The 18,620-nt window shown below is 74.4% G+C and carries 18 protein-coding genes, 1 tRNA gene and 3 pseudogenes; 5 read left to right on the forward strand and 17 right to left on the reverse strand.

The window, feature by feature from the left end; all coding sequences use genetic code 11:
• Window positions 1-62: 62 nt before the first annotated feature.
• The 6 genes and pseudogenes from BJF79_RS05200 to BJF79_RS65260 form a co-directional block, all read right to left on the reverse strand.
• Window positions 63-1,328 (reverse strand): ABC transporter substrate-binding protein, encoded by a 1,266-nt coding sequence (locus BJF79_RS05200; RefSeq protein WP_075895254.1) that lies wholly within the window; start codon window positions 1,326-1,328, stop codon window positions 63-65.
• On the reverse strand, window positions 1,325-2,452 hold the full coding sequence (locus BJF79_RS05205) for a branched-chain amino acid ABC transporter permease (RefSeq protein WP_075895255.1): 1,128 nt from the start codon (window positions 2,450-2,452) through the stop codon (window positions 1,325-1,327). Before BJF79_RS05205 ends, BJF79_RS05200 begins: the two co-directional genes overlap by 4 nt.
• Window positions 2,445-3,295 (reverse strand): annotated as a pseudogene (locus BJF79_RS05210) (branched-chain amino acid ABC transporter permease). The gene BJF79_RS05205 and the pseudogene BJF79_RS05210 overlap by 8 nt, the downstream one beginning before the upstream one ends.
• 35 nt (window positions 3,296-3,330) lie before the next feature.
• Window positions 3,331-4,143: an ABC transporter ATP-binding protein gene (locus BJF79_RS05215; protein ID WP_075895274.1), complete on the reverse strand. Its 813-nt coding sequence runs from the start codon at window positions 4,141-4,143 to the stop codon at window positions 3,331-3,333.
• The gene (locus tag BJF79_RS65255; protein WP_316043268.1) at window positions 4,140-4,577 is read right to left on the reverse strand and encodes an ABC transporter ATP-binding protein; all 438 of its coding nucleotides are present in this window, start codon (window positions 4,575-4,577) and stop codon (window positions 4,140-4,142) included. Before BJF79_RS65255 ends, BJF79_RS05215 begins: the two co-directional genes overlap by 4 nt.
• Window positions 4,478-4,954 (reverse strand): ATP-binding cassette domain-containing protein, encoded by a 477-nt coding sequence (locus tag BJF79_RS65260; RefSeq protein WP_316043269.1) that lies wholly within the window; start codon window positions 4,952-4,954, stop codon window positions 4,478-4,480. The genes BJF79_RS65255 and BJF79_RS65260 overlap by 100 nt, the downstream gene beginning before the upstream one ends.
• 201 nt (window positions 4,955-5,155) lie before the next feature.
• Between BJF79_RS65260 and BJF79_RS05225 the strand changes: the two genes are divergently transcribed.
• Window positions 5,156-6,451, forward strand: a complete 1,296-nt coding sequence (locus BJF79_RS05225) for a PucR family transcriptional regulator (protein WP_262401556.1) — start codon at window positions 5,156-5,158, stop codon at window positions 6,449-6,451.
• Between the two features lie 10 nt (window positions 6,452-6,461).
• On the opposite strand, the gene BJF79_RS58520 is transcribed toward BJF79_RS05225, so the two are convergent.
• The 3 genes from BJF79_RS58520 to BJF79_RS05240 all read right to left on the reverse strand — a co-directional run bounded on the left by BJF79_RS58520 (window position 6,462) and on the right by BJF79_RS05240 (window position 9,538).
• Window positions 6,462-7,130 (reverse strand): hypothetical protein, encoded by a 669-nt coding sequence (locus BJF79_RS58520; RefSeq protein ID WP_075895256.1) that lies wholly within the window; start codon window positions 7,128-7,130, stop codon window positions 6,462-6,464.
• An 894-nt stretch (window positions 7,131-8,024) separates the two neighbouring features.
• Entirely contained in the window at window positions 8,025-8,855 is an 831-nt protein-coding gene (locus BJF79_RS57010; RefSeq protein WP_075895257.1) for an MFS transporter, read from the reverse strand.
• Complete coding sequence (locus BJF79_RS05240) at window positions 8,852-9,538, reverse strand: LppX_LprAFG lipoprotein (RefSeq protein ID WP_075895258.1); 687 nt, start codon at window positions 9,536-9,538, stop codon at window positions 8,852-8,854. The genes BJF79_RS57010 and BJF79_RS05240 overlap by 4 nt, the downstream gene beginning before the upstream one ends.
• Window positions 9,539-9,707: 169 nt before the next feature.
• On the opposite strand from BJF79_RS05240, the gene BJF79_RS05245 reads away from it, so the two are divergent.
• Both BJF79_RS05245 and BJF79_RS05250 read left to right on the forward strand, forming a co-directional pair.
• Window positions 9,708-9,781 (forward strand) — tRNA-Ile (locus tag BJF79_RS05245).
• 170 nt (window positions 9,782-9,951) lie between these two features.
• The gene (locus tag BJF79_RS05250; RefSeq protein WP_262401564.1) at window positions 9,952-10,275 is read left to right on the forward strand and encodes a hypothetical protein; all 324 of its coding nucleotides are present in this window, start codon (window positions 9,952-9,954) and stop codon (window positions 10,273-10,275) included.
• 226 nt (window positions 10,276-10,501) lie between these two features.
• On the opposite strand, the gene BJF79_RS58525 is transcribed toward BJF79_RS05250, so the two are convergent.
• From BJF79_RS58525 to BJF79_RS05270, 6 genes and pseudogenes are all read right to left on the reverse strand, one after another.
• Window positions 10,502-10,705 (reverse strand): hypothetical protein, encoded by a 204-nt coding sequence (locus BJF79_RS58525; protein WP_262401565.1) that lies wholly within the window; start codon window positions 10,703-10,705, stop codon window positions 10,502-10,504.
• Window positions 10,706-10,814: 109 nt separating this feature from the next.
• A pseudogene (locus BJF79_RS65265) lies at window positions 10,815-11,360 on the reverse strand (adenylosuccinate synthetase); the annotation flags it as partial.
• Window positions 11,282-11,767: pseudogene (locus BJF79_RS58535) on the reverse strand (adenylosuccinate synthetase); the annotation flags it as partial. The pseudogenes BJF79_RS58535 and BJF79_RS65265, both read right to left, overlap by 79 nt.
• Before the next feature lie 28 nt (window positions 11,768-11,795).
• Complete coding sequence (locus BJF79_RS05260; protein ID WP_075895259.1) at window positions 11,796-12,767, reverse strand: hypothetical protein; 972 nt, start codon at window positions 12,765-12,767, stop codon at window positions 11,796-11,798.
• Window positions 12,768-12,777: 10 nt separating this feature from the next.
• Entirely contained in the window at window positions 12,778-13,785 is a 1,008-nt protein-coding gene (locus BJF79_RS05265; RefSeq protein WP_075895260.1) for a molecular chaperone DnaJ, read from the reverse strand.
• Window positions 13,782-14,612 (reverse strand): NUDIX hydrolase, encoded by an 831-nt coding sequence (locus BJF79_RS05270; protein ID WP_075895261.1) that lies wholly within the window; start codon window positions 14,610-14,612, stop codon window positions 13,782-13,784. The genes BJF79_RS05265 and BJF79_RS05270 overlap by 4 nt, the downstream gene beginning before the upstream one ends.
• Window positions 14,613-14,746: 134 nt before the next feature.
• Between BJF79_RS05270 and BJF79_RS05275 the strand changes: the two genes are divergently transcribed.
• Window positions 14,747-15,052, forward strand: coding sequence for an MTH1187 family thiamine-binding protein (locus BJF79_RS05275; RefSeq protein WP_075895262.1), 306 nt, complete (start codon window positions 14,747-14,749; stop codon window positions 15,050-15,052).
• 27 nt (window positions 15,053-15,079) lie between these two features.
• On the opposite strand, the gene BJF79_RS05280 is transcribed toward BJF79_RS05275, so the two are convergent.
• Entirely contained in the window at window positions 15,080-15,652 is a 573-nt protein-coding gene (locus BJF79_RS05280; RefSeq protein WP_262401557.1) for a TetR/AcrR family transcriptional regulator, read from the reverse strand.
• 49 nt (window positions 15,653-15,701) lie between these two features.
• Between BJF79_RS05280 and BJF79_RS05285 the strand changes: the two genes are divergently transcribed.
• Complete coding sequence (locus BJF79_RS05285; RefSeq protein ID WP_075895263.1) at window positions 15,702-16,400, forward strand: alpha/beta fold hydrolase; 699 nt, start codon at window positions 15,702-15,704, stop codon at window positions 16,398-16,400.
• On the opposite strand, the gene BJF79_RS05290 is transcribed toward BJF79_RS05285, so the two are convergent.
• Complete coding sequence (locus BJF79_RS05290; RefSeq protein ID WP_262401558.1) at window positions 16,390-18,351, reverse strand: hypothetical protein; 1,962 nt, start codon at window positions 18,349-18,351, stop codon at window positions 16,390-16,392. The genes BJF79_RS05285 and BJF79_RS05290 overlap by 11 nt on opposite strands.
• Between the last annotated feature and the right edge of the window lie 269 nt (window positions 18,352-18,620).

An 18,620-nucleotide genomic window follows, 5' to 3' on the forward strand; every position in this document is an offset into this window, starting at 1 on the left:
CGCCGAGCCCGGCGTCCGCGGGGGACGCCGGGCACGGCGCGGGAGCGGGAGCGGTCAGGCGGTCACTTCCCGGCCGGGACCGTGTAGGTGGTCGCGGCCTCGGACGCCTCGGCGGCGCGCTCGACGACCAGGCCGCCGAGCGCCTCCTTGTCCGCCCGCAGGATGTAGGTCTTGCGGGTGGCGGGCTCGGTGAACGTGGAGAAGTCCATCGGCGTGCCGTAACCGGTGTCGTAGGACTTGCGGGCCCGGTGGAGGTTGATGACGCTCTCGCGCGTCAGGTCCTTGGCCTTGCACGCCTCCTTCAGCGCGTCCACGAAGATGGCCGCGTTGGTGTAGCCGTTGACGACCGCGTTGTCGAGCGGCTGCCCCGGGTACTTCTTGCCGTAGGCGTCCGCGAGCTTCTTGACCGCCGGGAGGTCGGACCCGATGGGCGCGCCGGCGCTGGTGAGGTAGAAGCCCTTCAGCAGGGCGGGCGCGGCCTCGGTCTTCAGCAGCTGCGGGGAGAACCCGGAGTTGCTGGCGACGATCGGGGCGGTCACGCCGCGGCTGCGGACGATCCCGGCCAGCGACGCCGACTGGCGCGGGCCCGCGCTCATCAGGATCGCCTTCACGTCGGCGCTCTCCAGCGCCGACGCCTGCGCGGTCATGTCCGTCGCGGTCGCCTTGATCTTCTGCTCGACCAGTTCGAGGCCGTACTTCTCGGCGGCGTGCTTGGAGCCGTTCAGCGCGCTCTCGCCGTAGTCGCCCTCGAAGTACACGTGCCCGATCTTGTCGCCCTTCTCGATCATCCCCTCGTCCATCAGCCAGGACACGCCGTTGATCATGTCGATGTCGTAGGTCGTGCCGGTGACCTGGATGTACTTGCTGCCGAGCAGGGTCGTCGACCAGGCGTTCGGGATGATGAACATCTTGTCGGTCTCGATGCGCTGCTTCAGCGCCGACACCATCGGCGACCCGATGAACTGCGGCATCCCGACGACCTCGCCCTGCAGCTCGCTGTAGGCGGAGACGGCCTTCTGGACGTCGTAGCCGTGGTCGCGGACGACCAGCTCCAGGTCCCGGCCGCAGACGCCCCCGGCCTTGTTGACCTCCTCGACGTACATCTGCTGCGCCTGCGTGAGGCTCTTGCCGAGCGGCGCGTACACGCCGGTCAGGTCGGTCTCGACGCCGATCTTGATGACGTCGTCGGTGACGCCGACGCCGACCTTGACGCCGCTCGCGTCGGTCCCGCCGGAACCGCCCGTCGCCTTCTCGCTGCAGGCCGTCATGCCCAGGGGCAGGATCATCGCCAAGGCGGCCGCCGCCGTGACGCGCACCTTACGCTTCATGCTGCTTGCTCCTTTTGTTCGTCGAGTCGATGCAGGGACGGGGCGGACCGGCGCCGGGTCGCGGCGACGCGCAGCCGCGTCCATAGCCCGAGCAGTCCGCCGGGCAGGAACAGGACGACGGCGACGACGGCGGCGCCGTACAGGATGCGGGCGGCCTCGGCGGGGGAGACCCCGTCCGAGCCCGGCTCCGCGACGAGCGGTAGATCGTTGCCGAAGCGCGTGAGGAGCTGCGGGAGCACGGAGACGAACACCGCTCCCGCCACCGCCCCGGCGGCGGACCCGAGTCCGCCGATCACGATCATCGCCAGGTAGTCGAGGGACAGGAACATGCCGAAGTACTCGGGGACGGTGCGGCGGAACGCCAGCGCCAGCAGCGCGCCCGCCGCGCCCGCGTACATCGACGAAAGGACGAACACGCCGCTGCGGTAGCGGGCCACCGGGACGCCCATGACGGACGCCGCCACCTCGTGGTCGCGGATGGTGTTCATCGCCCGCCCGGGACGGCCGCGCAGGATCCCGCGGGCGATCCAGATCGCCGGGATCAGCAGCGCGACGCCGAGGAACCACAGCCGTTCGAGCGCGCCCAGCGGCACGTTGAACAGGACGAACTCGGGGCTGTCGGCGAACGCGAACCCGAAGATCTCCATCGGCGGGACGTCCCGTCCGTTGAAGCCGCCGGTGACGCTCTCGGCGTTGAACAGCACGTGCTGCCCGATGAAGATCAGCGCGAGCGAGGCGATGCCGAGGTAGGTGCCGCGCAGCCGTCCCGAGATCGGGCTGAACAGGCCGCCCGCGATCCCGGCGAGCAGGATCGCCCCGACGAACGCCAGCGGTGTCGGCAGCCCGAGCCCGATCAGCCCGTGGCCCGGATCGGAGTCCGACGCCAGGTACACGTACCCGTACGCGCCCACGGCCAGGAAGAACGCGTGGCCGAGGGACAGCTGCCCGGTCGCGCCGGTCAGCAGGTTCAGGCCGATGGCGCCGATCGCCGCGGACATCGCGAACAGGCCGGTCTGCAGCCAGAACGCGTCCACGTAGAACGGGACGGCGAGCAGGACGGCCGTCGCGGCGGCCGTCGCGAACAGGGGGCCGCCGAGCCGGCGGCGGGACGCGCGCTCAGACACGGGTCAGCTCCCTCGTGCCGAACAGCCCGGCGGGACGGATCAGCAGGATCACGATCATGACCAGGAAGGGGGCGACCTCGCCGATGCCGCGGCCCAGGAACGTCAGGTCGCCCTGGTAGCCGGTGACGAGCGACTCGGTCAACCCGATGATCAGCCCGCCCGCGAGCGCCCCCGTCGTGGAGTCCAGCCCGCCGAGGATCGCCGCCGGGAACGCCTTCATCGCGGCGAACGAGGTGCTGCGGTCCAGGCCGGGCGTGGGGAACACCGTGAGGAACAGCGCCGCGACCGCCGCCAGCGCGCCCGCGATGGCCCACGCGGTCAGCGACACCCGGGTCAGCCGGATGCCCATCAGCGCGGCCGTCTCGCCGTCCTCGGCGGCGGCCCGCATCGCCACGCCCCAGGAGGTGTAGCGGAACGCGAGCAGGAACGCCGTGATCAGCAGTGCCGCGACGAACAGCGCCGCGATGCGGGTCTGCGCGATGCTGACGCCCCCGACGGTGACGATCTGGTTCTTCCACGGGTCGCCCATCGACAGCACCTCGGTGCCGATCTGCCGCGTCAGCTCGGTCGTCAGCACGATGTCGACGCCGATCGTGACGATGGCCAGCACCGCGTGGTTCTCGGTCCGCGCCCGCCGCAGCACCAGCATCTCGACGAGCGCGCCGATGAGCGCGCGCCCGCGATGCCCGCGGCCAGCGCGGGCCAGAAACCGATCTGCTCGTGCAGTTTCGCCGTGATGAAGCCGCCGACGAGCAACAGCGAGGCGTGCGCGAAGTTCACCACCTCGGTGGCCTTGAAGATGATCACGAAGCCGAGGGCGATCAGCGCGTACACCGCCCCCATCGAGAGCCCGTTGATCACCAGCTCGATGAAGGTGCTCAAGCCTTCTCCTCTTCCGTGCCGGCCCGCGGGCCGGTCCCGGTCTCTGTGTGGGCGCCGCCCAGGTACGCCTGGATCACCGCGGGGTCGCGCTGCACCTCGTCCGGCGGGCCGCTCGCGATGCGCTTGCCGAAGTTGAGGACGGTCACCCGGTCGGCGAGCCGCATGACCATCCCCATGTCGTGCTCCACCAGCAGGATCGAGACGCCGAGGTCGGCGCGGGCCCGGCGGATCACCTCGGCCATCCGCACCCGCTCGCCGCCGTTCATGCCGGCGACCGGCTCGTCCAGCAGCAGCAGCCGCGGCTCCAGCGCGAGCGCGCGGGCCAGTTCGAGCCGCTTCTGCACCCCGTACGACAGGCCCGCGACGGGCGCCGCGAGGTACTCGTCGACGCCGACGAACCGGGCGATGTCGCGGACCCGCGCCCGGTGCCGGGCGTCCTCGCGGCGCGCGTGCGGCAGCCGCAGCCCGGCCGCGACGAACCCCGCCTTGGTGAGGCGGTGCCGCCCTAGCATGAGGTTGTCCTCGACGGTGAGGTTGCGCGACAGCGCGATGTTCTGGAACGTCCGCGCGACGCCGAGCGCCGCGATCCGGTCGGGGCGCAGCGCGGTCAGCTCGGTCCCGCCGAAGCGGACGCTGCCCTCCGTCGCCTTGTACACGCCGGACAGGACGTTGAAGCAGGTCGACTTGCCCGCGCCGTTCGGCCCGATGATCGCGTGCACGCTGCCCGGCTCGACCGTGAACGCGACGCCGTCCAGCGCCGTCAGTCCCGCGAACCGGACCGTGAGGCCGGTCACCGCCAGCTCGCTCATCCCGCCCACCTCTCGAGCGTCGGGGCGCTCTGCGCCGTCCGCGCCGCCTTCGCCGCGTCCGCGGCCGCGTCGTCGTCGGCGACGCCCAGGTAGCGCCGCCGGACGTCGTCGCTCGTCGCCAGCTCCGCGGACGGCCCGTGCAGCGTCACCGCGCCGACTTCGAGCACGTGGGCGGTGGACGACAGCTCCAGCGCGAGCGCCGCGTTCTGCTCGATCAGCAGGATCGCGGTGCCCTGCCGGTTGATCTCGATGATCGTCTCGGCGATCCGCTCCGCCATCAGCGGCGCGAGGCCGAGCGTCGGCTCGTCCAGCAGCAGGACGTCCGGGCGCGCCATCAGCGCCCGGCCGATCGCGAGCATCTGCTGCTCGCCGCCCGACAGCAGGCCCGCCCGCTGCCCGGCCCGCTCGGCCAGGACCGGGAACAGCTCCAGCACGCGCGCCCGGGACTTCGCGGTCCCCGACCGGTCCCGGCGCCGAGCGCCCCGGCCCGCAGGTTCTCCTCGACCGTGAGCCGCCCGAACACCCGCCGCCCCTCCGGCACCTGCACGACCCCGGCGGCCACCACGGCCGCCGGGCGCAGCCCGGAAAGTGTGCGGTCGCCCAGCCGGACGCCGCCCGTCTCCACCGCGCCGCGGTGGAACGGGAGGGTGCCCGAGATCGCCCGGAGCAGCGTCGTCTTGCCCGCCCCGTTCGCGCCGAGGACGGCCGTGACCGAGCCCGCGGGAACCTCCAGCGAGACCCCGCGCAGGGCCCGGACGGCCCGGCCGTAGCTCACCGACAGATCACGGACCTCGAGGGTCCCGTTCGCCATGCGCGCCTCCTGCCAACTCGTGTGGCAGGCACCCCAGCACGGGCCCCGCGGGGGCGTCTACGGGCGCGCGGCAAGACGGGGCAGGGGTCCAATCGAACGGTATTCGGGTTGTGTGCGGAGCACAGGTTCGAACCGGGGCATTGCGTTCATTCGCTGTGATCCATGACACTGTGTCGGCAGATGCCTGACCGGAGGTCGTACATGCCGCTCACCAGCGCCGATGCCGCCCGGGACGCCGGCGCCGATGCCGGGACCGGGGGTTCCGCCGACATGGAACGCGCCGACGCGCCGGGGGCCGCCGGGCCCGCCGCGCATGCCGCCCGCGCGGCGCGCGTCCGGCTCCTGCGGACGATGGTCGGCCGGATGCACGACCGCATCCCCGAGCTCACCGACCGGCTCGTCGCCGAAGTCCTGGCCGAGGACCCGCTCTACACCGACTTCGTGTCCCGCGAGGAGTTCTGGGAGTCGGTCCGCGCCTGCCTGGAGGCCGGCATCGTGCAGCGGGCACAGGAGGCCCGCGGCAGACGCCCCGACCTGTCGGAGGCCGAGCGGGTCGGCCGCCGCCGCGCCGAGCAGGGCATGCCGCTGGAGTCGCTGCTGCGCAGCTTCCGCATCGGCGGGCGCGTCGTCTGGGAGGCGCTCATCGAGGAGGTGTCCGGCGAGGGCCCCGAGGCGACGGCCGATCTGCTGCGCTACGCCAGCACCGTCTGGCACACCGTCGAGCAGCAGTCCACGGTCGCGTCCGAGGTGTACCGGCGCACCGAGTCGGAGATGCTGCGGCGCAGCGACGAGCGCGTCCAGGCCCTGCTGGACGCGCTGCTGGAGGGCCGCGGCGCCGACGGCGGGCTCGCGCAGGCCGCGTCGGCCGCCCTCGACCTGCCCGAACGCGGACGGTACGCGGTGGTGGTGCTGCGCGCGGCCCGCCGCGACCCCGGCTTCGAACGCCCCGACGAGCTGGCCGGGCTGCGGTTCGTCTGGCGGATGCGCACCGACGGCGAGGTCGGCGTCGTCGCGCTCGGCGACCGCTCGCCGCAGGACGTCGCCGCCGCGCTGCGCGACCTCGTCCCGAGCGAGGCCGGGATCAGCACCGTCGTGGACGGGCTCGCCGGGCTCGGCCGCGCCCGCTGGCTCGCCGAGACCGCGCTGGCCACCTGCCGGCCGGGGGAGCGCCGCGTCGTCCGGCTCGACGACCGGCTGCCCGGCGCCCTCGTCGCCGCCCAGCCCGAACTGGCCGGGCTGCTGAACACCCAGGTCCTCGGCCCGCTCGACGCCCTCGACGCGGCCGACCGGGAAATCCTGCTGGAGACCCTGGAGACGTGGCTGGAGTGCGAGGGATCGGCCATGCGCACCGCGGGCCGCCTCTACTGCCACCGCAACACGGTGTTCAACCGGCTGCGGCGGCTGGAGCAGCTGACGTCCCGCTCGCTGCAGCGCCCGCGCGACGTCGTGGAACTGTCGCTGGCACTGGACGCGGCCCGGTTCGCCAACGGCGCCTGACGGCCGCGGCTCAGGACCGGGGGCCGTGCCCGGCGGCGTCCAGCCGGGCCCAGTCGGCGTCCCACAGCGCGTCGCGGCGCCGGTCGCAGCGCCGCCGGACCAGCCCGTACGCCACCGCGATCGGGAGCGCGCCGCCGAGGACCGCCGCCGTGCCCGCGTACACCGCGTCGGTGACCGTACGGCTGTGCGGGCGGGGCTCCACGGTCGGCTCGCCCGCCCGGTCGACCCAGATCGTCCGCCGGTCGCCGACCTCGACGCCCCGCCAGCTCGGCAGTGTCCCCGCGAGCGGCTTGCCGTCCGGACCCGGCCAGGTCGCCTGGACGGTCTCGTGGACGAACCGGTCGCCGGAGGCGGACGTCCCGCCCGTCGTGGTGACGGTCGCGGTGACCTGGCGGCGGCTCTGCCGCTCGGCGTCCTCGGCGCGGCTCCCCGCCGCGTAGGACGTCGCCCCCGCCCACATCGCGAGCGGCGGCGCCGTGCCCAGGAAGATCAGCAGCAGCGCGAACCCGAGCAGCCGCTGCACCCGGTCGACCGGGCGGCGGAGCTCGCTGTGTTCGAGGCCGAGTCTCCTGCGCAGCGGCGTGGTCGGCCGTCCGGGCGCGACCGCCCGCGGCCTGGGACGCGGCCCGTCGCCGTGGCCGCCGCGGCCCTCGCCACCGCCGGAACCGGACCTGCGCATTTCTCGTCACCTCCCCGGGGAGCGCCTCCCGGCAAGGGGCCTTGCTTGTCATTTGCCAGGATATTCCCGAGATCGCTGAACGGCACGTGGCCCATGGCCGATTCGTTTCCCGGATCGGGCCCACTATTCCGCATCCATGACCGTAACCGGCGGCGGCGCGCGTCCGGAACCCGTCTTCCGGTTCAGCGACCGGCCGGGTCCGCCGCGCGCTCGCGCGGGACCGCGCGGCGGCGGCGCCGTCCCGCCGCCCTCCGGCGCACAGCGCCAGCAGGAACCCGAGCGCGCACAGCACCGCCGTGATCAGGAAGATCTCCCGGTACTCGGTGCGCAGCGCCGCCTCGACGGCGGCGAGGTAGCCGTCCATCGCCCGGTCGAACTCGGCGTCCGACATCGTGAACGGCAGCGGCGGCTGCAGATCGGCCGTCAGCGCGTGGAACCGGTAGAACCCCCAGGCCGACAGCGCCGAGATGCCGAGCAGCATCCCCATCATCCGGGCGACGACCACGGCCGCCGACGCCACGCCGTGCCGCGCCGCCGGGACGAACCGCAGCACCGCCGACGACACCGGCGCGATGACGAGGCCGAGCCCCAGGCCGGTGATCACCAGGTCGACGTCCATCCGCGGCAGCGGCCCGTACGACGCGCCCGCCAGATCGGCGGGCCAGGCCGCGATCAGCAGGTACCCGGCGGTCGACACCGCCATCCCCGCCGCCATCGGCCACCGCTCCCCGAACCGCCGCGCCGCGACGCCCCCGGCCACCGCCGCGATCGGCAGCGCGACGAGGAAACGCGTCAGCAGCAGGGCGCCCTCCACGTCGTCCTTGTCCAGGACGGTCTGCGCCACCAGCACGACGTCGACCAGCGTCACCATCAGCGCCGCGCCCGACAGCAGGCTCACGCCCAGCGTCGCCAGCAGCGGCCCGCGCCGCACCCCCGAAAGATCGAACAGCCGCGTGCGCGTCCGGACCTCCCACACCACGAACAGGACGAGCGCCACCGCGCCCGCCGCCAGCAGCGGCACCCCCCACGGCGGCAGCGCCGACTCCTGCGGCTCCGGGTTGTAGACACCGCCGACCAGCAGCCCGAGGCCCGCCGCCAGCAGCAGCCCGCCGACCACGTCCACGCCCGGCCGCGGCCGTCCGGCCGTCCGCCCGGGACCGCGAAATGCACCGCCACCATCGCCAGGGCCGTCAGCGGCAGGTTGATCCAGAAGATCGCGCGCCACTCGCCGAGCGCCGCGACCACGCCGATCCCGTACAGCGGGCCGAGGACGCTGCCGAGCTCCTGCGCGGCGCCCACCGCGCCGAGCACCACCGGCCGCTGCCGCTCCGCCCACAGGTCGCCGGCCAGCGCCATCGTCACCGGCAGCAGCGCCCCGCCCGCGACGCCCTGCACCACCCGGCCCGCCGTCAGCACCGGAACGTCCTGCGCCAGCGCCGTGAGCACCGAGCCCGCCGCGAAGAACAGCAGGCACGCCTGCAGCAGCGGCCGCCGCCCGAACCGGTCCGACAACTGGCCGAGCAGCGGCATCGCCGCGACGTACCCGAGCAGGAACCCCGTCAGGATCGGGGTGACGCGCTCCAGCCGGTTGACCGGCAGGCCCAGGTCGTCGACGATCGTGACCAGCACGGTCGTGACGACGTAGGCGTCCAGCGCGGCCAGCAGCACGACCGCGCCGCCCGCACCGATCGCGACGCGGCGCCGCGCGCCCGTCCGTCCGGTCACCGGGGCGCGCTGATCTTGTACTGGGCGTCGAACTCGGTGAACTCGATGACCAGCGCGCCCTTGCCGCCGGGGAACGTGCCCCGCACCTTGACCAGCCGCCCGTCGTCCTTGTTGACCCACACCTGGCCCGGCAGATCCGCGTCGATCCCGGGGATGAGGCCGCCGATCCGGTCCTGCGGCAGCGTCGCCGCCACCCGGTACGTCTGCTTGCCGCCGACCTCCTCCACGGCCTCCGCCTCCGGCGCCCGCAGCGACGACAGCAGGCTCGCGATGCCGCGCTCGGGGTCCAGGACGGCCGACGGGTCGTACATCGTCGCCGCGAGCGCCTTCGGCGCCTTGCGCCAGCCGCCCGTCCCGGCGTCCAGGTAGATGCTGTCGCCGACCGCGACGACCTTCATCTCGACGGCGTGGCCGGACTGCTCGATCGTCAGGGTGCCCTCGGCGTCGCCGTTGCGGAGCAGCTTCAGATCGCCGCCCTTCACCATGATCGGCGTCTCGTCCTGCGTCGTCACGGTGAACGCCACGCTCTTCAGGTCCGCCATCGCCTGCGCCGCCCGCCGCAGCACCTGCGCACCGTCGAAGTCGGCCTTCTGCTGCTCGCCCTTCCCGTCGTCCCCGTCGCACGCGCCGACCGCGCCGAGCAGGAGGAGGAGCGAGACGAGGGCCAGGATGCGTCTGGACATGGACGGGACCCTACCGACGGGTACCGCCGCCCGTCACTCGGTCTGAGGTATGACATGGCCGCTTAGTGGCGATGAGGACGGAGATCGGGGAAATCGCAGTGGCCGCCGTCGACGGGCCGCCGCTAAGATGACTCGCGGCACGCCCCCTGCCGTCGCGGGGGATGGCCTCGGGGCGGTAGCTCAGCCGGTCAGAGCAGGAGACTCATAATCTCTGGGTCGCGGGTTCGAGTCCCGCCCGCCCTACCCGTCGGGGACGCTTCGCATCCCGGAATCTGGCGTTTGCGCCGGGCTCGCGGCGTAACGTCGGACCCTCGTCGTACTGTGGGCGGGTCCACGGCCGGCCGAGGGGGCACTGTGAAGCTGCTGACCGCCACGAACTCGACCCAGGGATTCCGCGACAACGACTTCGACTGGTGCGTCGAGGGCGAACTCGTCCACATCGGCGTGGTGTCGCCCGCGACACCGGCGACCCGGACGGCGGCTGCGGCTGCGGCCGCTCGTTCGCGGGCCTCAACTCCCATCGCGCCACCACGACCGCGATGGTCCGGGACGTGCCCGGGTTCACCGGCGCCGACTACGTGCTGGCGCTCAGGTCGAGCCTGGAGCAGCAGGGCTGCGACCCCGCGCACGCCGAGCACGAGGCGGCGCTGCTGCGCTGCCTCGTGCGCGACTGGCCGGTCGGCGCGATCGTCGAGCGCCGCCTCGACGAGATCGTCGTCCGCCAGGTCGTCCGGTAGCCCCGCCCCCTGTCCGTCGGCCTGCACTCCGCTGCGCTCCGTTCCGGCCGCCGGTGGAGAACCGGCTGGCGGGGCTTGCACCGGCCGCAACCCCTGCTGGGGGGCGGCCGCCAGCGGGGAACCGGGGCCGCTGCGTCCCCTACCGGGGGCGGCCGCCGATGGGCGGCCGGGGGCCCGTGGCCGCCGCGCGCCCCGCGCGTGGGGCGTCCCGCCGGGGCGGCGGTGGTCAGGCGGCGGCGCGTTCGGGTGCCTGCTTGTCGGCGGTGGTGGGGCCGTACGAGCGCAGTACGACCGGTGCCCGCAGGGCCTCCGCGACCGCCTCGTCCGGACGGGCGAGCGGTGCGTACACCGGCCGCGCCGCGAGGAGCCGCCGGGTGAGGTCCTCCTGCAGGTCGAGGCGTCCCGGCGGGTTGGGCGCGAGGCGCCGCACCGTCCGGCCGCCGGAGTCGTAGGCGTGGCAGACGCGCAGGTCGGGGCGCGCCCCCCGCGACGTCCAGATGCGTGACCGCCACGCCGTCGACTCCGCCGGTCACCTCCCGCGCGTACCGCAGCGCGACCGCGTCGAGATGTCCCGCCCGGAACGGGCCCTGCCACGGGCCCGTGCCGTTGTGCGGTTCGGGCAGTTCCCGGGTGAGCACGGGATCCTCGGTGACGAAGGGGCCCGGCCCGTGCCCGGACGCGTAGGCGCGCACGACCCCGAGGCGCGCCGCGCCGCCGCCCGCCTCCCGCAGCAGCGCCTCCGCGTTCCCGAACGTGGTCGTCGACCATGTCGTGTACGGGTGGAAACCGTGCCATTCGTCCAGGAGTACGCCCTGCGCGCCCTCGAACACGACCGGTCCCGCGCGCAGGAGCGTCTGCAGGTGGTTCCCGTCCACGACGCGGACGCGCTCGCCGAACGCGGCGAACGCGGCGGCGCAGTCGTCCGGGTCGGGGAGTCCTCGCGTGCGGCGAACGTGTCCAGGTACCACTCGCGGAGGGCGGCGAGCCGCCGCCGCAGCCGGGCCGGGGAGCGGCAGTCGCCCGCGCGGGGCGCGTCCTCGTGCGCGAGCGCGTAGGACGCCGTCTCGCCGACGCCCATCCCGCACGACCCGTGCCGGTCCGCGCCGCGGGCCCGCTCCCGCGCCCGTCCGGCCGCCCGGTGGTACGGGGTCGTCAGGAGCGCGTCGCCGTCCACGGTGAGCCGGTCGAACGCGTCGCCGACGCCCGTGTCCCGCAGGTGGTCGGCCTCGGCGGCGAGGGCGAGCGGGTCGACGAGCATGAACCGCGACAGGTGCGTGCGCACCCCGGGCGTGAACGTCCCGGACCCGAACTGGGCGAACGTGTGGTGCCGTCCGTCCACGGTCACCACGTTGTGCGCCGCCTGCGCGCCGCCGTTGAACCGCACGACCGCGTGCACGGGCGACGCGGCGCAGAGGTGGTCGACGACCGTGCCCTTGCCCGCGTCCCCGTACCCGAGGTCCACGACGATCACGTTCTCCGCGCCGAACATCATGCTCGCTCCTTGCCGGGTCGTCGGCCGGTCAGAGCCGGGTGGTCCGCGCTGCGGTGCGGCGGTCGAGGCCGGGCGGGGCCGGGGACGTGGTCGCGGGGGTGCGGCCGTCGTCGAGGCGGGCCAGGGCGCGCGACACCGAGTCGCCGGCGGTGGAGCCCGACTCGGCGAGGTGGTCGAGTCCCTCGGCGAGGTCGATGGCGTCCTCGCCGAGTCCGACGGTGAGCGCGATCGTCTCGCAGACGGCGTCCAGGTCGTCCAGGTAGAGGACGTTCTGGCCGAGCAGGTCGCGCCAGAAGTCGCGGAGCTTCGGGTCGCCGGAGTGGTAGCCGCCCTCGGGGATGATGAAGTAGACGTCCCACATGCGCCGGAGTTCGCGCACGAGGTCGGCGATGGGGACGTCGGCGGGGACGTCCGTCCCGATGATCTTCGCGACCTCGCGGCGCTTGATCTGCGGGTAGGCGAGCTCGTCGCCGATCATGAACAGGTAGCCGCGCTTGCCGCGCTTCTCGAAGCAGTCGATGGCGGTGTGCCGGGCCATGAAGTACATCGCCAGCTCGTAGGACTCGCGCATCTGGCCGCCGCCCCCGCCCTCCAGCAGGATCTTGGCGAGGTCGTCGTCCATCCGGTTGTCGGCCTCGAACTGGCCGACCTGCAGCGGGGCGCGGTCGCAGGTGGCGTCGCCGACGGCCCCGAACAGGATGTGCGGGTCGGCGGCGTAGCCCTTGCGCAGCAGCAGGCCGAGCAGGTCCGGCAGCTTGGTCTGCAGGGTGCGGGGCACGGTGCCCATCGAGCCGGTGACGTCGAACAGGACGGCGATCGCCAGCGACTCCGGGTGGTCGTCGGAATCGCGGCTCTCGCGCAGCACGACGCCGTTCGGGTCGAGGTCGGCGTGGACGGAGGTGGCGCCGCCGTCGCTGTATGCGAAGGCGCTGACTCCGTTGGCCGCCTGGTAGCTCTTGCGGGCGCTGTAGACGTCGGTGGACCAGTGTCCGCTTCCCATGGTGATCTCCTCAGTGGCTGGGGTCGGGCAGATGGAAGGGGCGGAAGCGGCGCGGGCCGTAGAGGCGTTCGAGCAGGTCGTCGAACTCGGCCAGCAGCCGCCAGGCGTCGGACGGGCGGCGGTGCGGCGCCGGGAGCGTGCAGCCCCGCGCGAACGCGCGCATCGCCGCGGGCGTCCGGTCGCCCATGAGGCGGGTCATGCATCGGGTGGCCATGAAGATGTCGGTGCCGGGGGTCGCGGCCGCGCGGCCCGGCACCTCCGGCGGGTACAGGTCCGCGTGCCGGTCGACCAGCATCGGGACGCGTCCGCCGGGTTCGGTGACGGCGGCGCACCAGCCGACGAGGACCACGCCGTGCTCGTCCGGATGGATCATGACGTGCTCGGGCAGGACGGCGCCGTGCAGGACGCCCGCGCGGTGCGCGAACCCGAGCGCGACGAGCAGCCGCCGCCACATCCAGGCGGCGTCGCGCGGGTCGAGCCCGTCCGGGTGGGCGCGCCGCACCCGCGCGAGGTCGTGGAACCCGCCGAGGTGCGGCAGGACGTCGACCCGCCGCCGCGCCCCCGTCGCGGCGTCCCGGTGCCGGAACGTCTCGACGAGCCGCGGGACGTACGCGCGGTGCCGGCGCTCGCCGCGCGCCGCGAGCCGCCGCAGCGCCGCCGCCTCCCGCTCGATCAGGTCGCCGTCGCGGGGGTCGCGCGGCATCTTGACCAGGACCCGCTCCCCGCCGCCGGTCCGGGCGGGATAGAGCTCGGCCACGTCGCCGCCGATCGGGTCGCCGTCGAGGCGGTAGGCGTGCCGCCCGCCGGTGATCGTCGCGGCGTCGGCGTCGTGGTAGGCGCGCCAGAGGGCGTTCAGCCTGGTGAACGCGTCGTGGGTGCGGCCGCCGGTCGCGTCCGGATGGACGGTCCGGGCCAGCCTCCGGTACCGGCGGGCGGCCTCGGCGGCGTCCTCGCCGAACAGGTCGGCGGGCGTGCGGGCCGCGTCGAGCCTGGTCAGGGCGTCGTCCAGGGGGCTCATCTGATCAGCTCCTCCCGGCCGGGCCGCAGCAGCGCGGGGTGCAGCAGCCGGGCGTCGCCGGCCCGGTAGAGGCGGGGGCGGGGGCCGCCGCGCCGCCCGGTCCGGTCGGCGGTCGCTCCGGTGCTCTCCACGAACCCGGGCACCGACAGGACTTTCCGGTGGAAGTTGCCCGCGTGCAGTTCCTCGCCCCAGACCGCCTCGTAGACGGCGCGCAGTTCGGGGATCGTGAACTCGTCCCCGCAGAAGGCCGTGGCGAGCGGCGTGTATTCGAGCTTTCCGCGCGCGCGCTCCAGACCGTCGGACAGGATCCGCGCGTGGTCGAACGCCAGCCTGCGGGTGGTGCCGGGCGGCTGGTCCCCGGACTCGGTGAGGCCGAGCGCCGCCACGGGCGTCCACTCCGCGCCGGCCGCGTCGCCGCCGGCGCGCGGGTCGGGCAGTTCGGGCGCGAACGCCAGGTAGGCGACGGACACGATGCGCATGCGCGGGTCGCGGCCCGGCTTGCCGTAGGTGCCGAGCTGCTCCAGGTGCAGGCGGCCCAGTTCGGCGTCGTCGGCTTGGAGGCCGGTCTCCTCGGCGAGTTCCCGGACGGCCGCGTCCGGCAGATCCTCGCCTCCGGTGCGGCCGGGCCCGCCCGCCCGGACGAACCCGCCCGGAAGGGCCGACATCCCCGCGAACGGGGCCTCGCCGCGCCGGACGAGCAGGACGTGCAGGCCGCCGTCGCGGATCGTCAGCGCGACGACGTCCACCGTCACGGCGACGGGATCGTAGGCGCGCGGGTCGTAGTTCGCGAGGAAGTCGCGCTCGTCCTGCCGCGGGTCCGGGCTCATCCGTGCTCCGATGTTCTTCTCAACTTGAGTCAATCTCTGTATGAGAACAACATAACCCGGACGGCTCCCCATGTCCACCCCGATTCCGCGCGATGAGATCGTTGGAGGACCAACCGGACGGCTGGAGGTGCGCAGTGCTCGTCGCGTTCTCGGTGACCCCGCTCGGCACGGGGGAGGAAGTCGGGGAACTCGTGGCCGAGGCGGTGCGGGTGGTGCGCGAGAGCGGCCTGCCCAACCGCACCGACGCGATGTTCACCACGATCGAGGGGGAGTGGGACGAGGTGATGGCCGTGGTCAAGGCCGCGGCCGACGCCGTCGCCGCCCGCGCGCCCCGGGTGAGCCTCGTCGTGAAGGCCGACCTGCGGCCCGGCGTGACCGGAGCCCTCGACGCCAAGGTCGAGAGCATCGAACGTCACCTCGCCGGACCGTCCGCCCCCTGATCTCCCGGCCGGGCCCGTCCCGGCCGGTCAGGGCGGCCGGTCAGGTGCGGGCGGCCGCGCCGTCGAGGACGATCGCGACCGCGCACGGGAAGCCGTCCTCGACCGGGAGGCCGCGGAAGGCCGCCCGGACCCAGACGGCGCCGGCGAGCAGGTCCATGAGCAGCATCGGGTCGGTGCCCGGTGCCAGTTCGCCGCGCGCGGCGGCACGGTCGACACCGGACGCTCGCGGGCGAGGCGGTCGGCGAAGAACGCCCGGGCGTGCGCGGCCAGTTCGGGGTTGCGTGCGGCGGCGCCGAGCGCGGCGAGCGCGATACCGGCGGCGGGCGGCTCGGTGAGCAGGGCGACGACGGCGCCGACGAGCGCCGCGAGGTCGCCGCGCAGGGTGCCGGTGTCGGGGACGTCGAGGTCGAGTTCGGCGCCCTCGGCCAGCGCGGCGGCGACGAGCGCCGCCTTGGACGGCCACCAGCGGTAGATCGTCGTCTTGTTGACGCCGCACCGTTCGGCGACGCCCTCGATCGTCAGCCCGTCGAATCCGCGGGCGGCGAGGAGTTCGAGGGTCGCGGTGAAGACGTCCTGGGCGCGACGGGGACCGGATGCCATGACGGCAGCATATTGCAACGCAACGTTGCGTTGCATATGGTCCGGTGGCATGGAGACGGAATCGTTGCCCGTGGTGCTCCTCCACGGGATCCGGGTCAGCGGCACGATGTGGGATCCGGTCGCGGAGCGGCTGCGGCACCGGGTCGCCGCGCCCGACCTGCCCGGACACGGGCGGCGGCGCGGGGAGCGGTTCACGATGGACGCCGCCGTGGACGCCGTCGCCGAGACGGTCGACGGGCTCGGCGGCCGCGCCCTCGTCGCGGGCCTGTCCCTCGGCGGCTTCGTCGGCATCGCGGCCGCCGCGCGGCACCCCGGGCGGGTCGCCGGGCTCGTCGCGATGGGCTGCACGACCGCGTCCGCCGGGTTCGGCCGCGCGGTCTACCGCACCACCGGCCGGCTCGCCGGGCGTGGCACGCGCACGCCGACGCGGTGGGCGCCCTGGCGTTCCGCCGGGCGCTGCCCGGCCCGGCGCCCGCCGCGGTGCTCGCGGGCGGGCTGGTCGAGCGCGGCGTTCCCGCAGGCCGTCGACGCCGTGTGCGGGACCGACCCGATCGCCGCGCTCGCCTCCTACCCGGGACCCGTGTGGCTCGCCAACGGCACGCGCGACCCGTTCCGCTCGCACGAGCGCGAGTTCCTGCGCGCCTGCCGCGACGGACGGCTCGTCCTGTGGCCGGGCCTCGGGCACCTCGGCGCCCTGCGCGACCCGGCGCTCCCCGCGCGCCTCATCGAGGACGCGCTCACGGCGTGAGCAAGGGGCCGCCGCCGCAGACGTCCACGACGCGGCCGGTCTCGAGGAAGATCGCCTTCTGGCGGCGGGCCCCGGCGTCGCTCCGCGGGTCCGAGTGCGGGTCCTCGCCCGCCGTCGGCGGGGTGTTCGTCGTGGGCGGCGCGGGCGTGCCGCTGTCCCAGACGACCATGGCCGAGCCCTCGTGGGACGCGCCGAACGTCGCAACGCCCCAGTACGGGACGTCGTCCGGGCTGCGGCCCGGGCGCAGCGCGGGCGCGTGGACGCGCGCGCCGATCGTCCGGGCCTGGACGTCCGACGCCACGTTCGCCACCTGGTGATCGCCGAACGCGACGTGCATCAGCACCCGGTGCGGCGGGCTGCCCGGCAGCGGGTCGCCGGTCATGTGCTGCGCGTACCCGTTCGCCTCGCCGCGGTCCCACAGCATCTGGATCAGCGCGAGCCCGATCTGCTGGTCGAGCTTGTCGGGGTAGAAGACGTCGAGCACGCGCGCGTACGTCGGGAAGTCGGAACTGCGGTTCAGCAGCGTGCTGTAGTTCATCGCCGGGACGCCGAGGACGGCGCGGCGGAGGTCGGGCGAGACGGCGGTGAGCGCCCCGCCCATGATCCCGCCCTGGCTGTTGCCGTCGTAGGTCAGCGGGGCGTCGCGGTCGATGAGGGACGCGCCCGAATCGTCCTGGAACGCGGCGTGGCCGGGGAAGCCGCGGGTCATGGCGCGGCCCAGGAAGACGAAGTTCAGCATGCCCTGCTGGAGGCGGTCGGCGACCGTCCGGAACCGGGTGAGGTCGGTGAGCGCCGAGACGACGTTCGGGACGTCCTCGTCCGCCATGCCGATCCACTTCGTCGCGCAGAACGCGAAGCCGTGCTCGTCCGCCATCGCCTTGACGTTGCCCGCGCCGACCTCCCCGTGCGAGCCGAGCAGGCCGTGCCCGTACAGGGCGGGACGGGCCGGTTCGGTGAACGCCGAACGGGGGATCTCGCACCGGAACGGGACGGCCTGGTCGTTCCCCGGCAACCGGGACGGCAGCCCGTCCGGGCCGAGCCGGAACTTCGACCCCGGCAGGCCCCCGTACTGGTCGAGGTAGCTCGGCGCCCACACGACCCCCTCGACCTCCCGGGCGATCCGATCGTCGACGTCCTCGCGCACCCGCGTGACCAGGAACGACGGCGACCGGTCGCCGAGCCGTCCGAGGGCGTCGTCGCGGATGTGCAGCATCCGCCCGGTGAGGCCCTGCCGGCTCGCGACGGTGAAGTCCCACGCGAGGTAGAGGCCGTCGCGGTCCACGCCGTGCGCGGCGAGGTCGTCCAGGACCGGACGCATCGACCGCTGCCGCTCGTCCAGCGGATGGCCGCCCGGCAGGTCCGGGCCGAGGATCGTCCGGAACGCCGGGTTCGGCGCGATCGGCGCACCCGAGCCGTCCCGCAGGTTCCGCAGCGCCACGACGTACCGGTGGCCCTCCAGGAAGTTGCGGGCCGGACGGACGATCAGCGCGCGGCGGTCCGCGGGCGCGTTCGCGTCGAGTTCCGCCCAGTACGGCCACCGCTCGCCCGTCGCGGTGTCGAGCACGACGATCGGCGCGTCCGGGTCGAGGGACGCGCCGATGTCGGTGACCGGCGCCGCGCCGCTGCGCGCCAGGTCGACGCCCGGGACGCGGCTGAGCAGCATCGACCCGGGGGAGAAGCCGTCCGACCGGTTCCACTCGTCCGGCGAGACCGGCACTCCGAGCGCGTTGCGGAGCGTCGTCCGGAAGTTCACGCGCCGGCCGGTGGGGGTGCCCGGATCGGGCACCGTGTGCCAGTCGTTGGGGAACGGCAGCAGGCACGCGGCCGGATCGATGGGGTCGCAGCCCTCCGCCGCGCGGGCGGCGGCGGGCGGCGCGGCCAGGGGGACGAGCCCGGCGAGCGCGAGGACGAGCGCGCACAGCCCGGCGGGCAGGGAGCGACGCAGACGCAACGTCCACCTCCGGATGATCCGCGGCGTTGTGCCGAGATCATGGACGCGCCGCGCCGCCGGGTCAATGCGCGTCCGGATCCGGCCACGGCCCGCGCCGGGGCCGCGCCGGTCGGCGCCGGGTCAGCGCCGGTGGCGGCCTCCCTGGGGCGGCGGCTCCTCCCGTTCGCCGTCCGGCGGGCGTGCTGCGGATCGCGCGGCACCGGAGGCGGGGGCGGGGCGTCCGGACGGCGCAGCGAGTACCGGCCCGTCGGGTACGGGGACTCCGGCGC

The sequence above is a fragment of the Actinomadura sp. CNU-125 genome, from assembly GCF_001942465.1.
Taxonomy (GTDB): domain Bacteria; phylum Actinomycetota; class Actinomycetes; order Streptosporangiales; family Streptosporangiaceae; genus Spirillospora.